Below are 15465 nucleotides of genomic sequence, written 5' to 3' on the forward strand. Positions count from 1 at the left end.
CACCATGCTGTCTGCTCCGTACGGCTTCGTAGACACCCACCTCCGTCATCGTGTTGACACGACAGTCGAACGGGCCGAACGCAATCCGCCGACCAGGCACAAGATGGCGCCGAGGGTGACCCATGTGGCGAGTACGAAGAGGGCGTGGGTGGCGCCGCGGCCGTCGAAGAAGGCGGTTGATCGCAGGAGGCGGGCTCCGGCACCGGGCGGCAGGAGTTGGCCGAGGGTGCCGGACCATCCGGGGAGCATTTCCGGGGCGGTCGCGGTACCCGAGAGGGGGTTGCCGATGAGCATCATGAGCACTGCGCCGATGCCGATTCCGGCGTATCCGAGTAGTGATTCCAAGCCGAGAACGGTCAGTGAGGTGGCCGCGATGGTCAGGCCGACGGCACCGGCGTTGGCCGGGTAGGAACCGCTCAGTGAGCCCAGCCAGAATTGCAGGATGGCGGCTACCGTCAGGCCGCCGGTGAGCGCGAAAGCGACTGCGCCGGTGGCCCGTTGGGCGGTGCCGTGCACGAGTCTGGTCAGCAGCACCGCGGACAGCAGACCGCCCATGACCAGAGGCAGCGCGCCCGCGGACAGTCCGGCGCCACGGGGATCGTGGGCGGGCAGGGCCGCGAGATCACGGACGGCGACCGGCGTACCGCCCGTCTGGCCGAGGCCGGTCGTGGCCTGCAGGGTCTGGGCGACCGCGGTGCTCGCGGCGGAGGCGATAATGACCTGCGGGGCACCGGAACTCAGGTCGATCGCCCCGTACACGCGCCGATCACCGATGAGTTTCTCGGCCGCGGCGGTGTCGTCGACCGCGGTTATCTCGAACCCGCCCGGCACCCGCTGTTCCAACGCGGTGCGAACCCGATCTACCGCGGTGGGTGGCCCCGCGATCGCGATCGGCACATCGTGCACCGACGACCGCACGGAGGGCCAGGCGAAGGCGACGAGCAGGACACCGATGACCGCCGTGAGCAGCAGGACCGTCCCTGCCACCGCCGACCATCGAGACGCGGGTACATCGGAGGCGAGCGCCGCCGGGGTATTCATTACTGCTCCTTGGACATTGGGGCTGTGGCCGGTGCTCACCTCGGTGTTCTCGTTCACGGTGTCTCCTTCGCTTCGAGGGGCTCGAGCACTAGACGCCGGAGCGGGGAGATTTCTGACAGCCGCGAGGCGTGATCCACATCACCGGGCGAGGCTGTCAGGAAATCGCGGGCTCTCTCGTTCAGGGAGCACGCGAACAGACAGGAGCGAACCATGCCGCACCGCATTGTCGTCCTCGGGGCCGGATACGCCGGAGCCTTCTCCGCCGGATACCTTGCCCGCCAACTGCATACCGACGACTTCGAGATCACCGTCGTCAATGCCGAACCCGATTTCGTCGAGCGGCTGCGCCTGCATCAGCTCGCCGCCGGGCACAAGCTACGCCAGCGACCGCTCGCGAAAGTGTTCGCGGGCACCGGGATCCGGCTGCGGGTGGCGCGGATAACCGGCGTCGATGTCGAGCACCGGACCGTCACGATCGATGACGGCGAGGTCATCGACAGGATCGAATACGACACCCTCCTCTATGCGCTCGGTAGCACCGCCGCCGATCACGGTGTCGCGGGCGTCGCCGAGTACGCCTTCCACGTGGCGCAGCGACCGGCCGCGTTGCGCCTGCGCGCACGCCTCGATGAGCTGGGCGAGGGTGCGACGGTACTGGTGGTCGGCGGCAACCTGACCGCGATCGAGACCGCCACCGAAATCGCCGAAGCCCGTGCGGGACTTCGGGTCGGCGTCGCCACCAGTGGCGAACTGGGCGGCTGGCTGGGTCCGAAGGCCCGACGCCACCTGCTACGCGCCTTCGACCGCTTCGATATCGCGGTCCACGAGCACACCACCATCGCGCGCGTCGAACAGGATGCGGCGATCGCGGCCGACGGCACGGCCTTCGCCGCGGACGCGATCGTGTGGGCCGCCGGGTTCGCCGTCCCTCCCATCGCCGCCGCCAGCGGACTCGAGGTGATGCCCAACGGTCAGATCACGGTCGACCGGCAGCTGCGGTCGGTCTCGCACCCGGACGTCTACGTCGCCGGTGACAGCGCCTTCATCATCGGCGAAAACGGTCATCCTTTGCCAATGTCGTGCGCTTCAGCGGGATACACCAGCGCGCAGGCCACGGCCGCGATCATCGGCGACCGGACCGGACGCAAGATCAAGACGACCGCGCTCACCTACTTCGGCAACCACATCAGCCTCGGCCGCAAGGACGCGATCTTCCAACTGGTCGATGACGACGCGCGCGCGAAGCCCGGGGCCCTGTGCGGCCGATCGGCGACCCGGATCAAATCGGCGATCGTGGCGACCAGCGGCTGGGCGATCAGTCACCCGACCATGGGGAAACCGATTCACAAATACCGCGCGACCACTGCCCGCGCGCACTCGCCCGCTCTGGTCGCCCGATAGATTCGCGCCCATGGACTCGGCCACCGTGGCGCATTTCGAGGCCAGCCGACATCGGCTGGCCTCCCTCGCCTATCGGTTGCTCGGCTCGGCCGCCGATGCCGAGGACACGGTGCAGGACGCGTTCCTGCGGTGGCAGGCGACCGATCGGGGGTATGTCAGGGTGCCCGAGGCCTGGCTGACCAAGGTCGTCACCAATCTGGCGCTAGACCGGCTCCGTTCGGCGCAGGCGCGGCGCGAACGCGCGGTCGGCGCCTGGATGCCCGAACCACTCCTCGACGGCGACCCCATGCTGGGTCCGGCCGACACCATCGAGCAGCGCGAATCGGTGACCCTGGCGGTGCTGACGCTCATGGAACGGCTGTCGCCGGTCGAACGCGCCGTTTATGTTCTGCGCGAAGCCTTTTCGTACAGTCACGCCGAGATCGCCGATATTCTCGGCATCACCGAATCCGCGAGCCAGCAGCACGCACACCGCGCCCGGCGTCGAATCACCGTGGACGGCAACAACAGTGACGTCGACTGCGCTTCCGCGCATCGAATCGTGGAGGCGTTCGTCGCCGCCGCGTCCTCGGGCCGGACCGAACGGCTGGTGACGCTGCTGACCGACGACGCGACCGGCATCTCCGACAGCGCCGGACTGGGACTGGGCGCGAGGCTGATCCACTACGCGAATCCGGAACAGATCGCCCGCGCGGTGCGGATCGGTCTCGAGCCCTCCCCGGCCAAACGGAATCTCGTGGGCGGCTCGCCCTCGATCCATGCCGTCGTGGTCAATGGCTGCCCGGCCATGCTGGTCGCGCTCGACGCCCGGGTCCTGGGCGTCACGATCCTGGAGATCCGCGACAACAAGATCGCAGGCGTGCGCGGCATCGCCACCCCGCACCGCCTCGCTCGCCTCACCGAGGAGTGGCGGCGACAAGAGCATGCCGCACCGCTGATCGCTTCGTGGTGAAGGCGCTCACCAGGTCCGCGAGATCACCTGGGCCCCAGGGGTAGACTCGGCCACCTGCCTACCGAATAGTCGGCAGGCATGATGGCCGAGGTTCGACGGTCGAGAGAGGGGCGAGGGATGGCACGCACGCTTGTCGCGGATCAGTCCGGGCGGCTGGCGCGCGAACGGATCCTGCAGGCGGCGCTCGAATTGTTCTCCGAGCGCAGCTACGGGGGTACGTCGCTGGCGGCCATCGCGAAGCGGGTGGGACTGTCGCAACCCGGTCTGCTGCACCACTTCTCGGACAAGCGGTCGCTGCTGATCGCGGTGCTGGAGGAGCGGGATCGTCAGGACGGCCAGGCCGATGAGCACGGTCTGTACGACGGGTTGACCATCGCGCAGACCCTGGAGCAGATGGTCCGGTCCACCGAACGCAACCTGGGCAATCGGGATGCCATTCGGCTGGCACATGTCTGCGGGCTCGCCTCGGGCGAGGGCGCCGAGGCCGCATCGGAATGGTCGCGACGGCGCCTGGCACGCATGCGCGCCCAGATACTCGAACGCGGCACCGCCGCACAGGAAACCGGCGAAATCGCCGACACCGTCGACGTCGAGAACCTGGCCTCGGTCATCATTGCCGCGTTTCTGGGACTCGAACACCAGTGGTTACTGGACGAGAACTTCGACATGGTGGGTGGGATGCGCGCCTTCACCCGCATGCTCGCCGGAGAGCTCGGCGTGCCCGGTCCCGCGTAGACGGCCGCGATCGCGGGCGACCGCGCCGCCCTGGGCATACTGACCTACCAACCATTCGGTAAGCTACCGTGGTCGATCGAATACCCGGTCACGAGCCGAAAGGGCCCCATCGATGCCTGCTGTCTGGACCGTTCCCGAGCACACCGGAACCGGCCGGGTACCCGCCCACGCCATCACCCATCGCGATCGGGTAGATCTCAACGGCCGCTGGGACTTTCAGCTGCTTCCCACCCCCATGTCAACGCTCGGCGAGAGCTGGTCGTCGATCACCGTGCCGGGGGCGTGGACCATGCAGGGATTCGACGACCTGCCGATCTACACCAATGTTCGGATGCCCTTCGCCGAGCTGCCACCGCAGGTTCCCGCGCAGAACCCGACCGGCGTGCACCGCCGCGCGTTCACCGTGCCCGAGTCGTGGGCGGGCCGCCGCGTCGTGCTGCACGTGGGCGCGGCGGAGAGCCTGCTGCTCGTCCGGGTCAATGGGCGAGAGATCGGCACGAGCACCGACAGCCATCTGGCCGCGGAATTCGACATCACCCACGCATTGCGTCCCGGCGGCAACGAGCTGGTGCTGACCGTCGTGAAGTGGTCGGCGGCAAGCTATCTCGAGGACCAGGATCAGTGGTGGCACGGCGGCATCACCCGCGACGTGTACCTCTACGCCACCGGCCCCACCTATCTCGGCGATCTGACCGCGGTGGCCGACTACGACAGTGAGACCGGGCACGGCGCACTGGATCTGACCGTGCACGTCGCCGGGCAACCACGCGCGGAACTGACCGTGCGAGCCCGGATTCGCGATGTCACGGCAACGGGACCGGTGCCCGAGCGCCGCGCGCGTGAACTCCCAGCCGGTGACGACATCCCACCGGAACTCGAGGGCCTAGATCCGTTCGGACTGCACTATGCCGCGCTCGCCGGACAACCGATGCCCGAGCAGCTACGGCCGGTCGCCGATGCCTTGCGGGCCAGAATGTTTCCCGCACCCGCGGGCCGAGTGACCCTGCGCATGGATCTGCCCGCGATCACGCCGTGGACGGCCGAGACACCCGCACTGCATGAACTCGTGATCGAACTGCTCGACGCCGACGACACGGTCCTCGAGACGGTGACCGAGCGAATCGGGTTCCGCCGCGTGGAGATTCGCGACGGAGATCTCCTGGTGAACGGCCGCCGCATCTGGATCGCCGGGGTCAACCGCCACGACTTCCACCCGCGCACCGGACGCACCCTCACCCGCGCCGATCTCGAACGTGAACTCGCACTGCTCAAGCGGCACAACGTCAACGCGATCCGCACCGCGCACTACCCGAATCAGCCCGAATTCCTGGAACTGACAGACGAATACGGCTTCTACGTCTTCGACGAGGCCGATATAGAATGCCACGATTTCGCGAGCACCCTCTGCGACGACCCCGGTACCTGAACGCCTTCGTCGACCGAGTCGCGCGAATGGTGTTGCGCGACAAGAACCATCCCAGCGTCATCGCCTGGTCGCTCGGCAATGAATCCGGATACGGTGCCAACCACGATGCCGCCGCGGGCTGGGTCCGCCGCACCGACCCCACCCGGCCGCTGCACTACGAGGGCGCCATCGCCCGGGACTGGCAGGGCGGGCACCACGCCACCGACATCGTGTGCCCGATGTACCCGACACCGGAATCGCTACGGCTCTACGCGAACAACCCCCACACCCGCCGACCGCTCATCATGTGCGAATACCAGCACGCCATGGGCAATTCCACCGGATCACTCGACGAGTACTGGCGGGTCATTCGCAGCGAACCCTATCTGCAGGGCGGATTCATCTGGGAGCTGCACGACCACGGCCTCGACCCCGACGGCGACGGCCATTACCGCTACGGCGGCGACTTCGGCGAGACGATCCACGACGGTGAATTCTGTATCGACGGACTGCTTTTCCCGGACGGCACCGCGCATCCGGCCATGCTCGAGGTCCGTCATATCTTCGGCCCGCTCACTCTCACCAACGGCGTCGAGGACGCGCTCGACGGCCGGGTCACCCTGCGCAACGAGCGCGTGTTCGCCGATCTCGACGATCTCCGGATCACCGTCGCCGTCTCCACCGAGGCCGGTATCGGCGTGGCCCGGCCGATCGCCCTTCCCACGCTCACGCCGGGTGAAACCGCCACGGTGACTTTGCCTTCGGAGACGCGGGCCGAGCTCGCGGGTACCGGACCGGCCGCGCTGCACCTCCATGTTCGAACCGGAACGGCCACCCCGTGGGCGCGGCCGGGTACCGAACTCGATGTCCGCCAGCTCGTCATCCGGGAGCGGCGCGCCACTCGGCCAGCGCCCCCGACCACTCCGGTGCGGCTCGACCTCGACGAGGACGGGCTGCTGCGACATCCGCTGCTCGCCGCACCGCCGCGCCTGTGCCTGTGGCGCGCCCTGACCGACAACGACCTGTCGCGCTTCGTGCGCGGACGGCTGCGGCGCACCGGCCTCGAAAACCTCACCCGCAGTTGCGAAAAGCTCGAGACCACGGCAACGAGCGCCGACATCACGGCCCTGTACCGAACGCCGCACGGCGATGGGATCGGCCACACCCAACGAATCACCCTCCTGGACAACGGCATCCTGCGCTTCGAGGAGCACGTGACGGTGCCCGACCGGATCACCGAACTACCGCGTGTCGGCATCGAACTACGCCTGACCCCCGGCTTCGAACACGTCAGCTGGTTCGGCGATGGCCCCCACGAGAACTATCCGGACCGCCGGGCCGCCGCCCTGCTCGGGCGCTGGGACGCGGCCATCGACGAGATGTCCGTTCCCTATCTGCGCCCGCAGGACAGCGGTGGACGCGGCGGCGTCACCGAGCTGCGACTGCGCGGAATCGATTCCGTGGGAATGGGTTTCGATCGGCCCATGCATATCTCGGTGAGCCGCAATACCATCGCCGACCTGAGTTCCCATGCTCACGAGTGGGAACTTCCCCGGCGAACCGAAACCGTGGTGCACTGCGATGTCGCCCACCGCGGTCTCGGGACGGCTTCCGTCGGCCCCGACGTCTTGCCTGAATTCCGGATCGGCCCAGGCACTTTCACCTGGACCTGGTATCTGTCACTCGGCTGATAAGCAGATGGATCACCGCACCGATCGGACGGGAAGGATGCACAGCGCGCCGCCCACAGCGCAGGCGGCCGCGATGCCGAACAACGCGGCGTAGCCGCCACCGGCGGTAATGACCACTCCCGCGAGCACCGGACCGGCCGCGGCACCCAAATGCTCGGCCAGATAAGCGATCCCGATGTGCTGCGCGGCGGCCTCCCGCGAAGGCAGCACCAAGGTGACCACCGCCATGTCGATGGCCCGAAACGTCCCGTAACCCAATGCGATGACCGCCGCCGAAGCGAGCATTCCGGGCACGGTCCCGACGAATAGCGGCAGGATCAACCCCGCCCCGAGGACCAGCGCGGACCAGAACACGAACGGTTTACGACGTCCCGCCCGGTCGGACCAGATGCCGCCGCCGACCAGCGAGGCGATGACGAAGACCAGGCTGATCGCGGAAATCAGCGGTATCTGATGCAACGCGCGATCACGGCCCAGACCGACATAGTCGCTGAGGACATACAGCAGGTAGCCGTTGATCATCAGGAACCCGGTCATCACCAGAAAACGGCTGACGAGCACCCATGCGAAATCGGGGTGTCGGCGCGGGTCGATCCACAAGGCCCGCAACGAGATCCTGCCCGCGGCGGGCACATCGGCTCTGGGTTCCGGATTGACGATCACGAACAGCAGGGCGCTGCCGACCAGGACGATGGCCAGCACCGCGTAGGGCAGCAGGAAGCCGCCGCGCACGAGCTTCGCGATGGCGATCTGACCGACCAGCGTGCCGATCACCCCGCCGAGACCGATGACCGCCGCGAAAACCCCGCGCGCCGATGCCGACACGCGGTCGGGCAGCACCGCACCGAGCGCGGCCTGCCCGGCGGTGACCGCCGTCGCGGTGAGGCACCAGATGATCAGCAGCCCCACGAACGTGTCGGTCACGGCCAAGGACAGCAGGCCGACCGCGGTCACGATCGCCCCGCCCAGGATGAAGGGTGCGCGACGGCCGAATCGGCTTCGGGATCGGTCGGACACCATTCCCCAGGTCGGTTGCGCGAGGCAGACGAGGAGCCCGGCGATCCCGGTGGCGATTCCCAGCCGAAGCGCCTTATCGGCGGGATCGATTTGCTCGATCTGCACCGCCAGCAGGATGTTCGGGACCGAGTTCACCACGAGCTGTTGGCCGAAGGCCGCTCCCCCGAGTGTGGCGCCGAACCGGCCCCCAGGATGCTGTTCGGTTCCGACTGCCCGGGTCAGGCCCATGATTACTCCTCGCGAACTGGATTGAATCGCACTCACCCTCCCGCCTACTGAACAGATGGTAGGTATGTGAGAACAGCACTAGCGTACCGAGTATTTAGTAGGTTAGTGTCCTGGATCACGAAGGAGGCACCGTGCGATGCGGGTCACACCCCGGCCCAATTCTCGGACCTCGCGAATGTCCGCCTCGTGCAACCGATCTCCCCCGTTTCGATGAGGAAACCACCCCGATGAACATTCGCCGAGCGACCCTCACCGCGGCCATCGTGGCCGTCGGTATTACCGGCACCGCGACCGCCACCGCTTCCCCCGACACCGTCCCGGCCTCTGTCTCCTACCGCGCGAACATCATTGACAACGCCGTGGTCACGACGCTTCAGAACGGCGTCTTCGTGCTGGCGGACGACAAGCGGTCCATCGCCGTCCGCGACACCTCCGGGCAGGCGCTGGACTCGGTCCCGCTGTCGGTCAGCCTCGACGGTCAACGGCTACCGCTCATTCAGCAGATCGCCGACGACGGCCACACACTGCGACTGCTGCCCGATCTCACCCGCTTCGACCGCGCCGCGCTGCGACCGGTCGCCTCGCCGCTGGAGAACCAGTTGGCCATGAACGACCTGATCAACTCGGTCAGCCTGGGCACCTCGATCGGCAGCCTGGTCGGAACGGCCATCGGCGCGGTGGCCGGGATCGGGGTCGGCGTGGCGCTGGCTGGCGCGTCGTGTCTGGTGCTGACACTTGGCTGCGTGGTGACCGTGCTGCCGATCATCGGCGTGGTGGCCGCGGCCGGTGGGCTCGCCGGTTTGGTCCTGGGCGGCGGACCCACCGCTGCCGCAGCGGCTTTCGAGTACTTCAGCATCCTGCGCACCGATCCCGGACAGAGCAAGTACGCCCCCAATGTCCAAGGCAAGCCGGGCGGGGTGCCCGCTCCCGTCGAGAACTGATCTGCGCGAGAACGGAATATCCGGAATGAAGCTTCGCACAACGGCTTTCGCGGCGATCACCGCCGCGGGCGCCATCACCTTCGCGGCGGTCCCGGCCACCGCCGATCCGACCACGACCGCCACGTATCACGCTGGTGTACAGGGGGATTCGGTCGTAACCATGCTCGATGGCGCGACCTTCGCCCTCGCCCCTGACGCAGGGTCGGTGATCATCCGGGCCGTTGATGGCGCACAGCTCGACACGCTGCCCCTGGCCTACGAGATCGACGGCGTGCGGCACCCGATTCTCCAGCGCATCAGCGCCGACGGCCGCACGCTCGCCCTCACACCGGATACCGGAGTTCGTCCCGTCGCGTCTCCGCTCGAAAACCAAATGGCCCTCACGGAATTCGCGTCTCACATGTCCACGGGCACGCTGGTCGGCACGATCGGAGGCTTCGTGGTCGGCGCCCTGGTGGGCGCTGTCGTCGGCCTGGGTTCGTGCCTGATCGTCGGCCCGGGTTGCCTGGCGACGACACCGGCCGCGATCGCGGCCTTCGCGAGCGCGGGCGGTCTGGTCGGCACGCTGGCGCTCGGTGGAGCCGCACTGGTGGACGGCGTCTGGAAGTACGTCAGGACCCTGCAGGCCGCACCCGGCGAGAGCGCCTACGCCGACCACGGGGGCCTGCTCGACCCGAATGGCACCGGCGTGCCCGACGCGATCCCGCGGCTGCCGTCGATTCCACTCAAGCCGCTGATGAGCGGTTCCTCGAGCGGCTCGGGCAAGTAGCCGCGTGCAGAGATGAGACCGTTGTGCTGAAACTTATTGCCACACTTGCGGCGTCGATCGCGGGCACCGCGCTGGCCCTGCCCGATGCGCCCGCGTCGGCGGCGACCGGGACGACTCAGGTCTACGAATTCCCCTCCACCATAGGAACAGTGCACTATCGGGTGTACACACCGCCGAGTGCGCGGACCGGCGCTCCGGTTCCGCTGGTCGTCTTCGCCCACGGGTGCAGTGCCACCGCCGCGCAGCAGCAGGCCGCCTCGGGCTATGACGACGTCGCCGATCGGTTCGGATTCGAGGTCCTGTACGTCGATAATGACGACGGCCTCCACCCGCGCGGATGCTGGCGGTTCTACAACGCGAGCGATGAGCGCCGCGACTCCGGCGATGTCGCCCTCATCGCCGGGATGACCAAGGCGGTGATCGCCGCCGATCCGATCGACCAGAACCGCGTCTACGCCCTGGGGATGTCCTCGGGGGCGTTCATGGCCGGAGCGACCGCCGCCGCCTATCCGGACATATTCGCCGCGGCGGGACTCATGGCGGGCGGGCCCTTCGGTTCGTCGATTTGCCTGAGCGGAGCGGCAACTCCGGTCAACCAGCCCGCCGAACTCACCGCGGCCGCCCAACCGCAGGCACATGTCATGCCGTTCATCGAACTCCACGGCGACGCGGACACGACCGTCTCGCCCCAATGCGGCACCGATGCCGTCGATCAGTGGACCCGTACCGACAATCGCGTGATCGGCGGCAACCCGGACACACCGATCAGCACGACACCGTCCTCGACCACTGCGTACTCACCGGCCGGGCTACGCTCCTACGAGGTTTCGACCTACGCCTGGGCCAACTGCCCGATCGGCGAGCACTGGGTAATCCACGGCATGAACCACTACTGGTCCGGTGGGACCGCCGACCCGCTGTACGCGAAGTTCACCGATCCCTCCGGCCCGAGCGCCGCCGAAGCCACCTGGAACTTCTTCTCCCGCTACCGCAAGACCGCGTCCACCTGCCCCGGGCAATAGTGCCCTGTGCCAAAGTGCGGTGGTCACCCCTCCTGGCTCGTGCGGCGGGCGAGGATCGCGATGAGGATGAGCATGGGAATCGCCGAAACCAGGGTGACCCAGCCGGTGCCGAGGTTCAGGCCGTCATTGCGATCGGAGGCGAGCCAGTCGGTCACCGACGCACCCAGCGGTCGGGTGACCACATAGGCGGCCCAGAAGGCGATCACGGGGTTGAGTCCCCGGCGCCAGGCCAGCGCGGGTATCGCGATGGCGACCGCGAAGAATACCGACGAGAGCAGGAAGCCGAGATGCAGTGTCGCGGCGGTGAAATCGCCCGCGACGGTCCCGAGGGCGAAGGTGATCACGACCGTGGTCCAGTAGAAGCCCTCGCGCCGAGGGGTATTGATGGTGTGCACATCCAGCGTCCGTTCGCTGCGATACCAGAGCCCGAGGACGCCCGCGAGCAAGGCCGCGAAAATCGCGGTGGAGATGCCCAGCGGAATGCCGACCACGAAGTCCACGATGTCGGCGACCATGGTGCCGAAAATGGCCACCATGACCACGGCCGTCCAGTAAACCCACACGCGATAACCGGGAGCGCGGAACTGGGCGACCAAGCTGAGCACGAACGCCAACAACGCACCACCCACCGCCAACGCCGGTGGCAGATGCTTGACGAGGAAGTCGGAGAATGTTTCCCCCATCCCGGTGGAAAGCACCTTGATCACCCAGAACAGAACCGTGATCCGAGGAACCTTCACCAGCAGCGAGGATGAAGACGAATCGGCAAGTGTCGCATGGTTTGTCACCCCGACACTGTGCGCCCCCACCACTGAGAACCCGCTGTGAACCAACCTGTTGCGGGACAAGGCATTCTGTGCATCGGCGTGCCTCAGGACCCGGTTGTCAGGCCTGCGCGGCCGATCCGGCCCGCGGCGGCATCGAAGTTGTTCTACAGTCGGCGGAGTGAGCGAGCGGGAACAGGCCTCCGGGGGACCGGCGCACACCGAGCGCGGGCTGGAGCGGCTGGTTTTCTTCAGCGATGCGGTGGTCGCTATCGCCATAACCCTGATCGCACTGCCGCTGGTCGACACGGCGCGCGGGGTCGCCGAATCGAGTACGTCGAAGTTCTTGGCGGACAATAGTTATGCGCTCACTGCCGCCGGGATCAGCTTTCTGGTGATCAGTGCTTTCTGGCGCGAGCATCACCGCCTGTTCGAGCGGGCTACCGGCTACACCTCGCTGTTGATTCGCGTGAACATGCTGTGGCTCCTCACGATGGTCGCGCTTCCGGTGGCGACGGTGCTCGACGTCTATTCCCATCATGACGATCGGCTCGCCATCGGAATCTATGTCGGCGTCATCGTTTTCGCCATGGCGATCGCTCGGCTGGAGGAACTGCTGCTCTACCGCGGCGGGCTGCTCACCGACGCCGAAGAACTGACACCGACCTACCTGGCCAGCCGGTGGCTGACGGTCGCCGCCGCCCTCCTCGCCCTGGTGGTCGCGGTCGCCGTGCCGAGCATCGGCCTGTGGTCCCTGCTGATTCTGGTTGTCGCCGCACCACTTCCGGGCGCGGTGCGACGACGCTGGCCCGGAACGGATGGACGGTAGCGGCGGCGGCGTCGTTGCCACCGCCGCTACCTGTTCCGACGCGAACACAGGCTCCCGTCGGTTCTGGGACGGGGCCTCGGCCCCGCAAGTGGTGGTGTCAGCTTGGCGGGGCCGGGTTGGGTTGGGGTTGGCCGCAGCCCAGGGAGGGGTCCGGGGGATTTGTTACCTGCCAACCGATTCCGTAGCCGATGCCCGCGCCGAGGAGGGCACCGGGGAAGGCGCTGCCGGAGCCCATGACCATTGCGCCGATGAGCGCTCCAATGAGGCCGTTGCACTCTCGAATCGAGAGGTTCGGGTCCGCGTCGACGCTCGTGGGAGGTGTGGGATCGCTGGTGAGCGGGACGCCGTCCTGTTTGGTGGGCGTCGAGATCGATTCCGCACTCGCCGTGCCGACCGCGGAAAGCGTGGTCGCGATCGCGAGCACCGCGATCGCCGTGAACCGTTTGATACCCATCGCTCCTTCTTCCCTGGCGGTAGAAGTGACTGTGGAGGTACGCACGACCATGGTCGTCGCGGCGCATGGGAGTGGGCATCGGCCGTTCGGCCGGAGTCGCGCGGTGTGGCTCGGCCGAATGGCCGAGGTGCCGACGATCAGAGACCGGAGAGTTGACCGGTTGACCAGGCCCACGCCGCGATCTCGACGCGGTTCCGCATTCCGAGCTTGGACTGAATGCTCCCCAGGTGGGTCTTCACGGTCCCCAGCGAGATGTACAGCTGTTGCCCGATTTCCTGGTTGGTTCGTCCCTGGGCGACCAGCCGGGCGACATCGAGCTCCCGTTCGGTGAGCGGCTGCTCCGAACCGGCGGTCTCCGGCGTGTGCGACTCCCCCAGCGTCAGGTGCCGCAGCAGGCGCACGGTCACCGACGGGGAGACCAACGCGTCACCGCGCGCCGCCGCCCGGACCGCCTCCACCAGCAGCGCGGAGCCCGCGTCCTTGAGCAGGAATCCGCAGGCACCGGCCCGCAGCGCACCGAATACGTAGTCGTCCTGGTCGAAAGTGGTCACCACGACCACCCGCAGCGGGTCCTCGACCTCGGGCCCGGCCAAGGCGCGGGTGACCTCCAGGCCGTCGAGCACGGGCATCCGGATATCCACCAGGCACACATCGGGCCGCAACCGCCGGGCCATCTCCACCCCGGCCAGGCCGTCGCCCGCCTCACCGACGACCTCGATGTCGGGTTGCGCCTGCAGGATGAGCCGAAAGCCGCTGCGCACCATCTCCTGATCGTCGGCGATGAGCACGCGAATCGACGCCGGATCGGTGCGGGCCTCCGGTGCCCCGGGAGTGCTCACGAATCCGATCGTGCCACACCGGTTCCGGTTTCCGGCGCTGCCACGGGGTCGCGATCCGGCCCGAGAATCGGGAAGCGAGCGAGCACATTCCAGCCGCCCCCGACCATCGGCCCGGCGGTCAGCGACCCGCCGACCGCGTCGACCCGTTCGCGGAGCCCCAACAACCCCAGGCCACCGGAACCGCCGACCGGTATCGCCCGCTCCCTCGCGCTGCTGTTGCGCACCAGCACGTTCAGGGTGTCCTCGCACCGGTCCAGCTCGACGCTGACCACCTCGGCCGACGCGGCGTGGCGGCGGACATTGGTCAATGCCTCCTGCACGACGCGGTGCACGGAGGTCGCCACCTCGGGTGCCAGGTGAGCCCGGCGCGCCGCGTCGGTCACCGTGATGGTGGCGTGCACCCCACCCAGGCGGCCGAAATCGGCGACCAGATCCGCCAAGTCGGCATGCAGCTCGCCGGGACGGACGGTGGCGCTCTCTTCCTCACGCATCACCTGGACCAGACGCCGCATCGAGTCCAGGGTCTCCACTCCGGACTTCTCGATCGCGGCCAGGATCCCGGCGACCTGCTCGGGTTGGCTACGCCAAATCGTCTGCGCCGCTTGGGCTTGCACCACGATTCCGGTCACATGGTGGGCCACGAAATCATGCAGGTCGCGGGCGAGTTCCAGGCGCTGCGTCTGCCGCACCTGCGCGATCGCCCGACCCCGGCGCACGTCCAGCGACCGCAGGTAACCACCGAATGTCAGCGCGGCGGCCACCGCCGCCGCGAAGGCGATGATCTCGGCCTCCATCCACCAGCCGAAGCCGATCTGCCGCAGGGGAGCCACGATCACCGCCAACCCCAGCACCGCACACAGCCCGACGGCGACCCGAAGCGGTTCGGCCCGCCACGCGGTCAGCACCAGCAACGCCAGCAGCGCCCAGCTCTCCATCGCGCCCCACGAGCCGGTCACGCCGTGGCCGAACACCAGAAATATGCTGACCGACCACGACCCGAGCGCCCCCAGCCCCGCCCGCCACACCACGGGGAAACTCCGGGCGGGCACCAGCACCAGCGCGGCCATCACCGGGCCCGAGACCATCGGGACAAAGTCCGCCATGTGGTGCCGATGCGAGGTCAATGGCCACACACTCTGCAGATCGAGTAGCCAGAACAACGCCAGGACCACGCACAACGCACCCACGGCAAGACGGCGCACCGGCCAAGCCACAGCTCCGCGATACTCCACCGGCCCAGACTACGAAAACCGAGACCCCGCACCCGGCGGGCCGGGCCGTAGATCACCACGGAATCGGTGCGCACACCGTAGGGTGAGGCTGTCGGCCCGAGTCATTCGGATTCGGTCACCCGGCGCCACCGGCGGGAAGTATTCG

General features: G+C 67.8%; 15 protein-coding genes. 9 read left to right on the forward strand and 6 right to left on the reverse strand.

Annotated elements, in window-relative coordinates:
• Positions 1-45 precede the first annotated feature (45 nt).
• The gene (locus tag VMT40_RS19500; protein WP_326359788.1) at positions 46-1098 is read right to left on the reverse strand and encodes a hypothetical protein; all 1053 of its coding nucleotides are present in this window, start codon (positions 1096-1098) and stop codon (positions 46-48) included.
• A gap of 153 nt (positions 1099-1251) precedes the next feature.
• On the opposite strand from VMT40_RS19500, the gene VMT40_RS19505 reads away from it, so the two are divergent.
• The 5 genes from VMT40_RS19505 to VMT40_RS19525 all read left to right on the forward strand — a co-directional run bounded on the left by VMT40_RS19505 (position 1252) and on the right by VMT40_RS19525 (position 7225).
• Positions 1252-2442 carry an NAD(P)/FAD-dependent oxidoreductase gene (locus VMT40_RS19505; RefSeq protein ID WP_326359789.1) on the forward strand — a complete coding sequence of 397 codons (1191 nt, stop codon included), beginning with the start codon at positions 1252-1254 and terminating at the stop codon, positions 2440-2442.
• Positions 2443-2452: 10 nt separating this feature from the next.
• Positions 2453-3394 (forward strand): sigma-70 family RNA polymerase sigma factor, encoded by a 942-nt coding sequence (locus tag VMT40_RS19510; protein WP_326359790.1) that lies wholly within the window; start codon positions 2453-2455, stop codon positions 3392-3394.
• Between the two features lie 117 nt (positions 3395-3511).
• Positions 3512-4129 (forward strand): helix-turn-helix domain-containing protein, encoded by a 618-nt coding sequence (locus tag VMT40_RS19515; RefSeq protein ID WP_326359791.1) that lies wholly within the window; start codon positions 3512-3514, stop codon positions 4127-4129.
• Between the two features lie 112 nt (positions 4130-4241).
• Positions 4242-5555: a sugar-binding domain-containing protein gene (locus VMT40_RS19520; RefSeq protein WP_326359793.1), complete on the forward strand. Its 1314-nt coding sequence runs from the start codon at positions 4242-4244 to the stop codon at positions 5553-5555.
• A gap of 26 nt (positions 5556-5581) precedes the next feature.
• Positions 5582-7225 carry a glycoside hydrolase family 2 TIM barrel-domain containing protein gene (locus VMT40_RS19525; protein ID WP_326359794.1) on the forward strand — a complete coding sequence of 548 codons (1644 nt, stop codon included), beginning with the start codon at positions 5582-5584 and terminating at the stop codon, positions 7223-7225.
• A 12-nt stretch (positions 7226-7237) separates the two neighbouring features.
• On the opposite strand, the gene VMT40_RS19530 is transcribed toward VMT40_RS19525, so the two are convergent.
• On the reverse strand, positions 7238-8470 hold the full coding sequence (locus VMT40_RS19530) for an MFS transporter (protein WP_326359795.1): 1233 nt from the start codon (positions 8468-8470) through the stop codon (positions 7238-7240).
• Between the two features lie 227 nt (positions 8471-8697).
• Here VMT40_RS19530 and VMT40_RS19535 point away from each other — a divergent pair, with 227 nt between their 5' ends.
• From VMT40_RS19535 to VMT40_RS19545, 3 genes are read left to right on the forward strand one after another with little or no spacing between them, the layout of a single operon-like run.
• Complete coding sequence (locus tag VMT40_RS19535) at positions 8698-9411, forward strand: hypothetical protein (RefSeq protein ID WP_326359797.1); 714 nt, start codon at positions 8698-8700, stop codon at positions 9409-9411.
• Positions 9412-9436: 25 nt separating this feature from the next.
• On the forward strand, positions 9437-10180 hold the full coding sequence (locus VMT40_RS19540; protein WP_326359798.1) for a hypothetical protein: 744 nt from the start codon (positions 9437-9439) through the stop codon (positions 10178-10180).
• Between the two features lie 23 nt (positions 10181-10203).
• On the forward strand, positions 10204-11202 hold the full coding sequence (locus VMT40_RS19545) for an extracellular catalytic domain type 1 short-chain-length polyhydroxyalkanoate depolymerase (RefSeq protein WP_326359800.1): 999 nt from the start codon (positions 10204-10206) through the stop codon (positions 11200-11202).
• Between the two features lie 23 nt (positions 11203-11225).
• Here VMT40_RS19545 and VMT40_RS19550 read toward each other — a convergent pair whose 3' ends face one another.
• Positions 11226-11942 (reverse strand): COG4705 family protein, encoded by a 717-nt coding sequence (locus tag VMT40_RS19550; protein ID WP_326359801.1) that lies wholly within the window; start codon positions 11940-11942, stop codon positions 11226-11228.
• 205 nt (positions 11943-12147) lie between these two features.
• On the opposite strand from VMT40_RS19550, the gene VMT40_RS19555 reads away from it, so the two are divergent.
• Positions 12148-12795: a TMEM175 family protein gene (locus tag VMT40_RS19555; RefSeq protein WP_326359803.1), complete on the forward strand. Its 648-nt coding sequence runs from the start codon at positions 12148-12150 to the stop codon at positions 12793-12795.
• A gap of 97 nt (positions 12796-12892) precedes the next feature.
• On the opposite strand, the gene VMT40_RS19560 is transcribed toward VMT40_RS19555, so the two are convergent.
• The 3 genes from VMT40_RS19560 to VMT40_RS19570 form a co-directional block, all read right to left on the reverse strand.
• Positions 12893-13249, reverse strand: coding sequence for a hypothetical protein (locus tag VMT40_RS19560; protein WP_326359804.1), 357 nt, complete (start codon positions 13247-13249; stop codon positions 12893-12895).
• A 137-nt stretch (positions 13250-13386) separates the two neighbouring features.
• Positions 13387-14088: a response regulator transcription factor gene (locus VMT40_RS19565; protein WP_326359806.1), complete on the reverse strand. Its 702-nt coding sequence runs from the start codon at positions 14086-14088 to the stop codon at positions 13387-13389.
• The gene (locus VMT40_RS19570; RefSeq protein WP_326359808.1) at positions 14085-15320 is read right to left on the reverse strand and encodes a sensor histidine kinase; all 1236 of its coding nucleotides are present in this window, start codon (positions 15318-15320) and stop codon (positions 14085-14087) included. Before VMT40_RS19570 ends, VMT40_RS19565 begins: the two co-directional genes overlap by 4 nt.
• Positions 15321-15465 lie beyond the last annotated feature (145 nt).

It is taken from the genome of Nocardia sp. CDC160 (assembly GCF_035818795.1).
Taxonomy (GTDB): domain Bacteria; phylum Actinomycetota; class Actinomycetes; order Mycobacteriales; family Mycobacteriaceae; genus Nocardia.

What these genes read in the sequence shown, in the direction of transcription:
- VMT40_RS19560 (WP_326359804.1), bottom strand. Translation starts at nt 13,249, where the DNA reads ATGGGTATCAAACGGTTCACGGCGATCGCGGTGCTCGCGATCGCGACC.
- VMT40_RS19540 (WP_326359798.1), top strand. Translation starts at nt 9,437, where the DNA reads ATGAAGCTTCGCACAACGGCTTTCGCGGCGATCACCGCCGCGGGCGCC.
- VMT40_RS19530 (WP_326359795.1), bottom strand. Translation starts at nt 8,470, where the DNA reads ATGGGCCTGACCCGGGCAGTCGGAACCGAACAGCATCCTGGGGGCCGG.
- VMT40_RS19505 (WP_326359789.1), top strand. Translation starts at nt 1,252, where the DNA reads ATGCCGCACCGCATTGTCGTCCTCGGGGCCGGATACGCCGGAGCCTTC.
- VMT40_RS19510 (WP_326359790.1), top strand. Translation starts at nt 2,453, where the DNA reads ATGGACTCGGCCACCGTGGCGCATTTCGAGGCCAGCCGACATCGGCTG.
- VMT40_RS19520 (WP_326359793.1), top strand. Translation starts at nt 4,242, where the DNA reads ATGCCTGCTGTCTGGACCGTTCCCGAGCACACCGGAACCGGCCGGGTA.
- VMT40_RS19535 (WP_326359797.1), top strand. Translation starts at nt 8,698, where the DNA reads ATGAACATTCGCCGAGCGACCCTCACCGCGGCCATCGTGGCCGTCGGT.
- VMT40_RS19525 (WP_326359794.1), top strand. Translation starts at nt 5,582, where the DNA reads ATGGTGTTGCGCGACAAGAACCATCCCAGCGTCATCGCCTGGTCGCTC.
- VMT40_RS19515 (WP_326359791.1), top strand. Translation starts at nt 3,512, where the DNA reads ATGGCACGCACGCTTGTCGCGGATCAGTCCGGGCGGCTGGCGCGCGAA.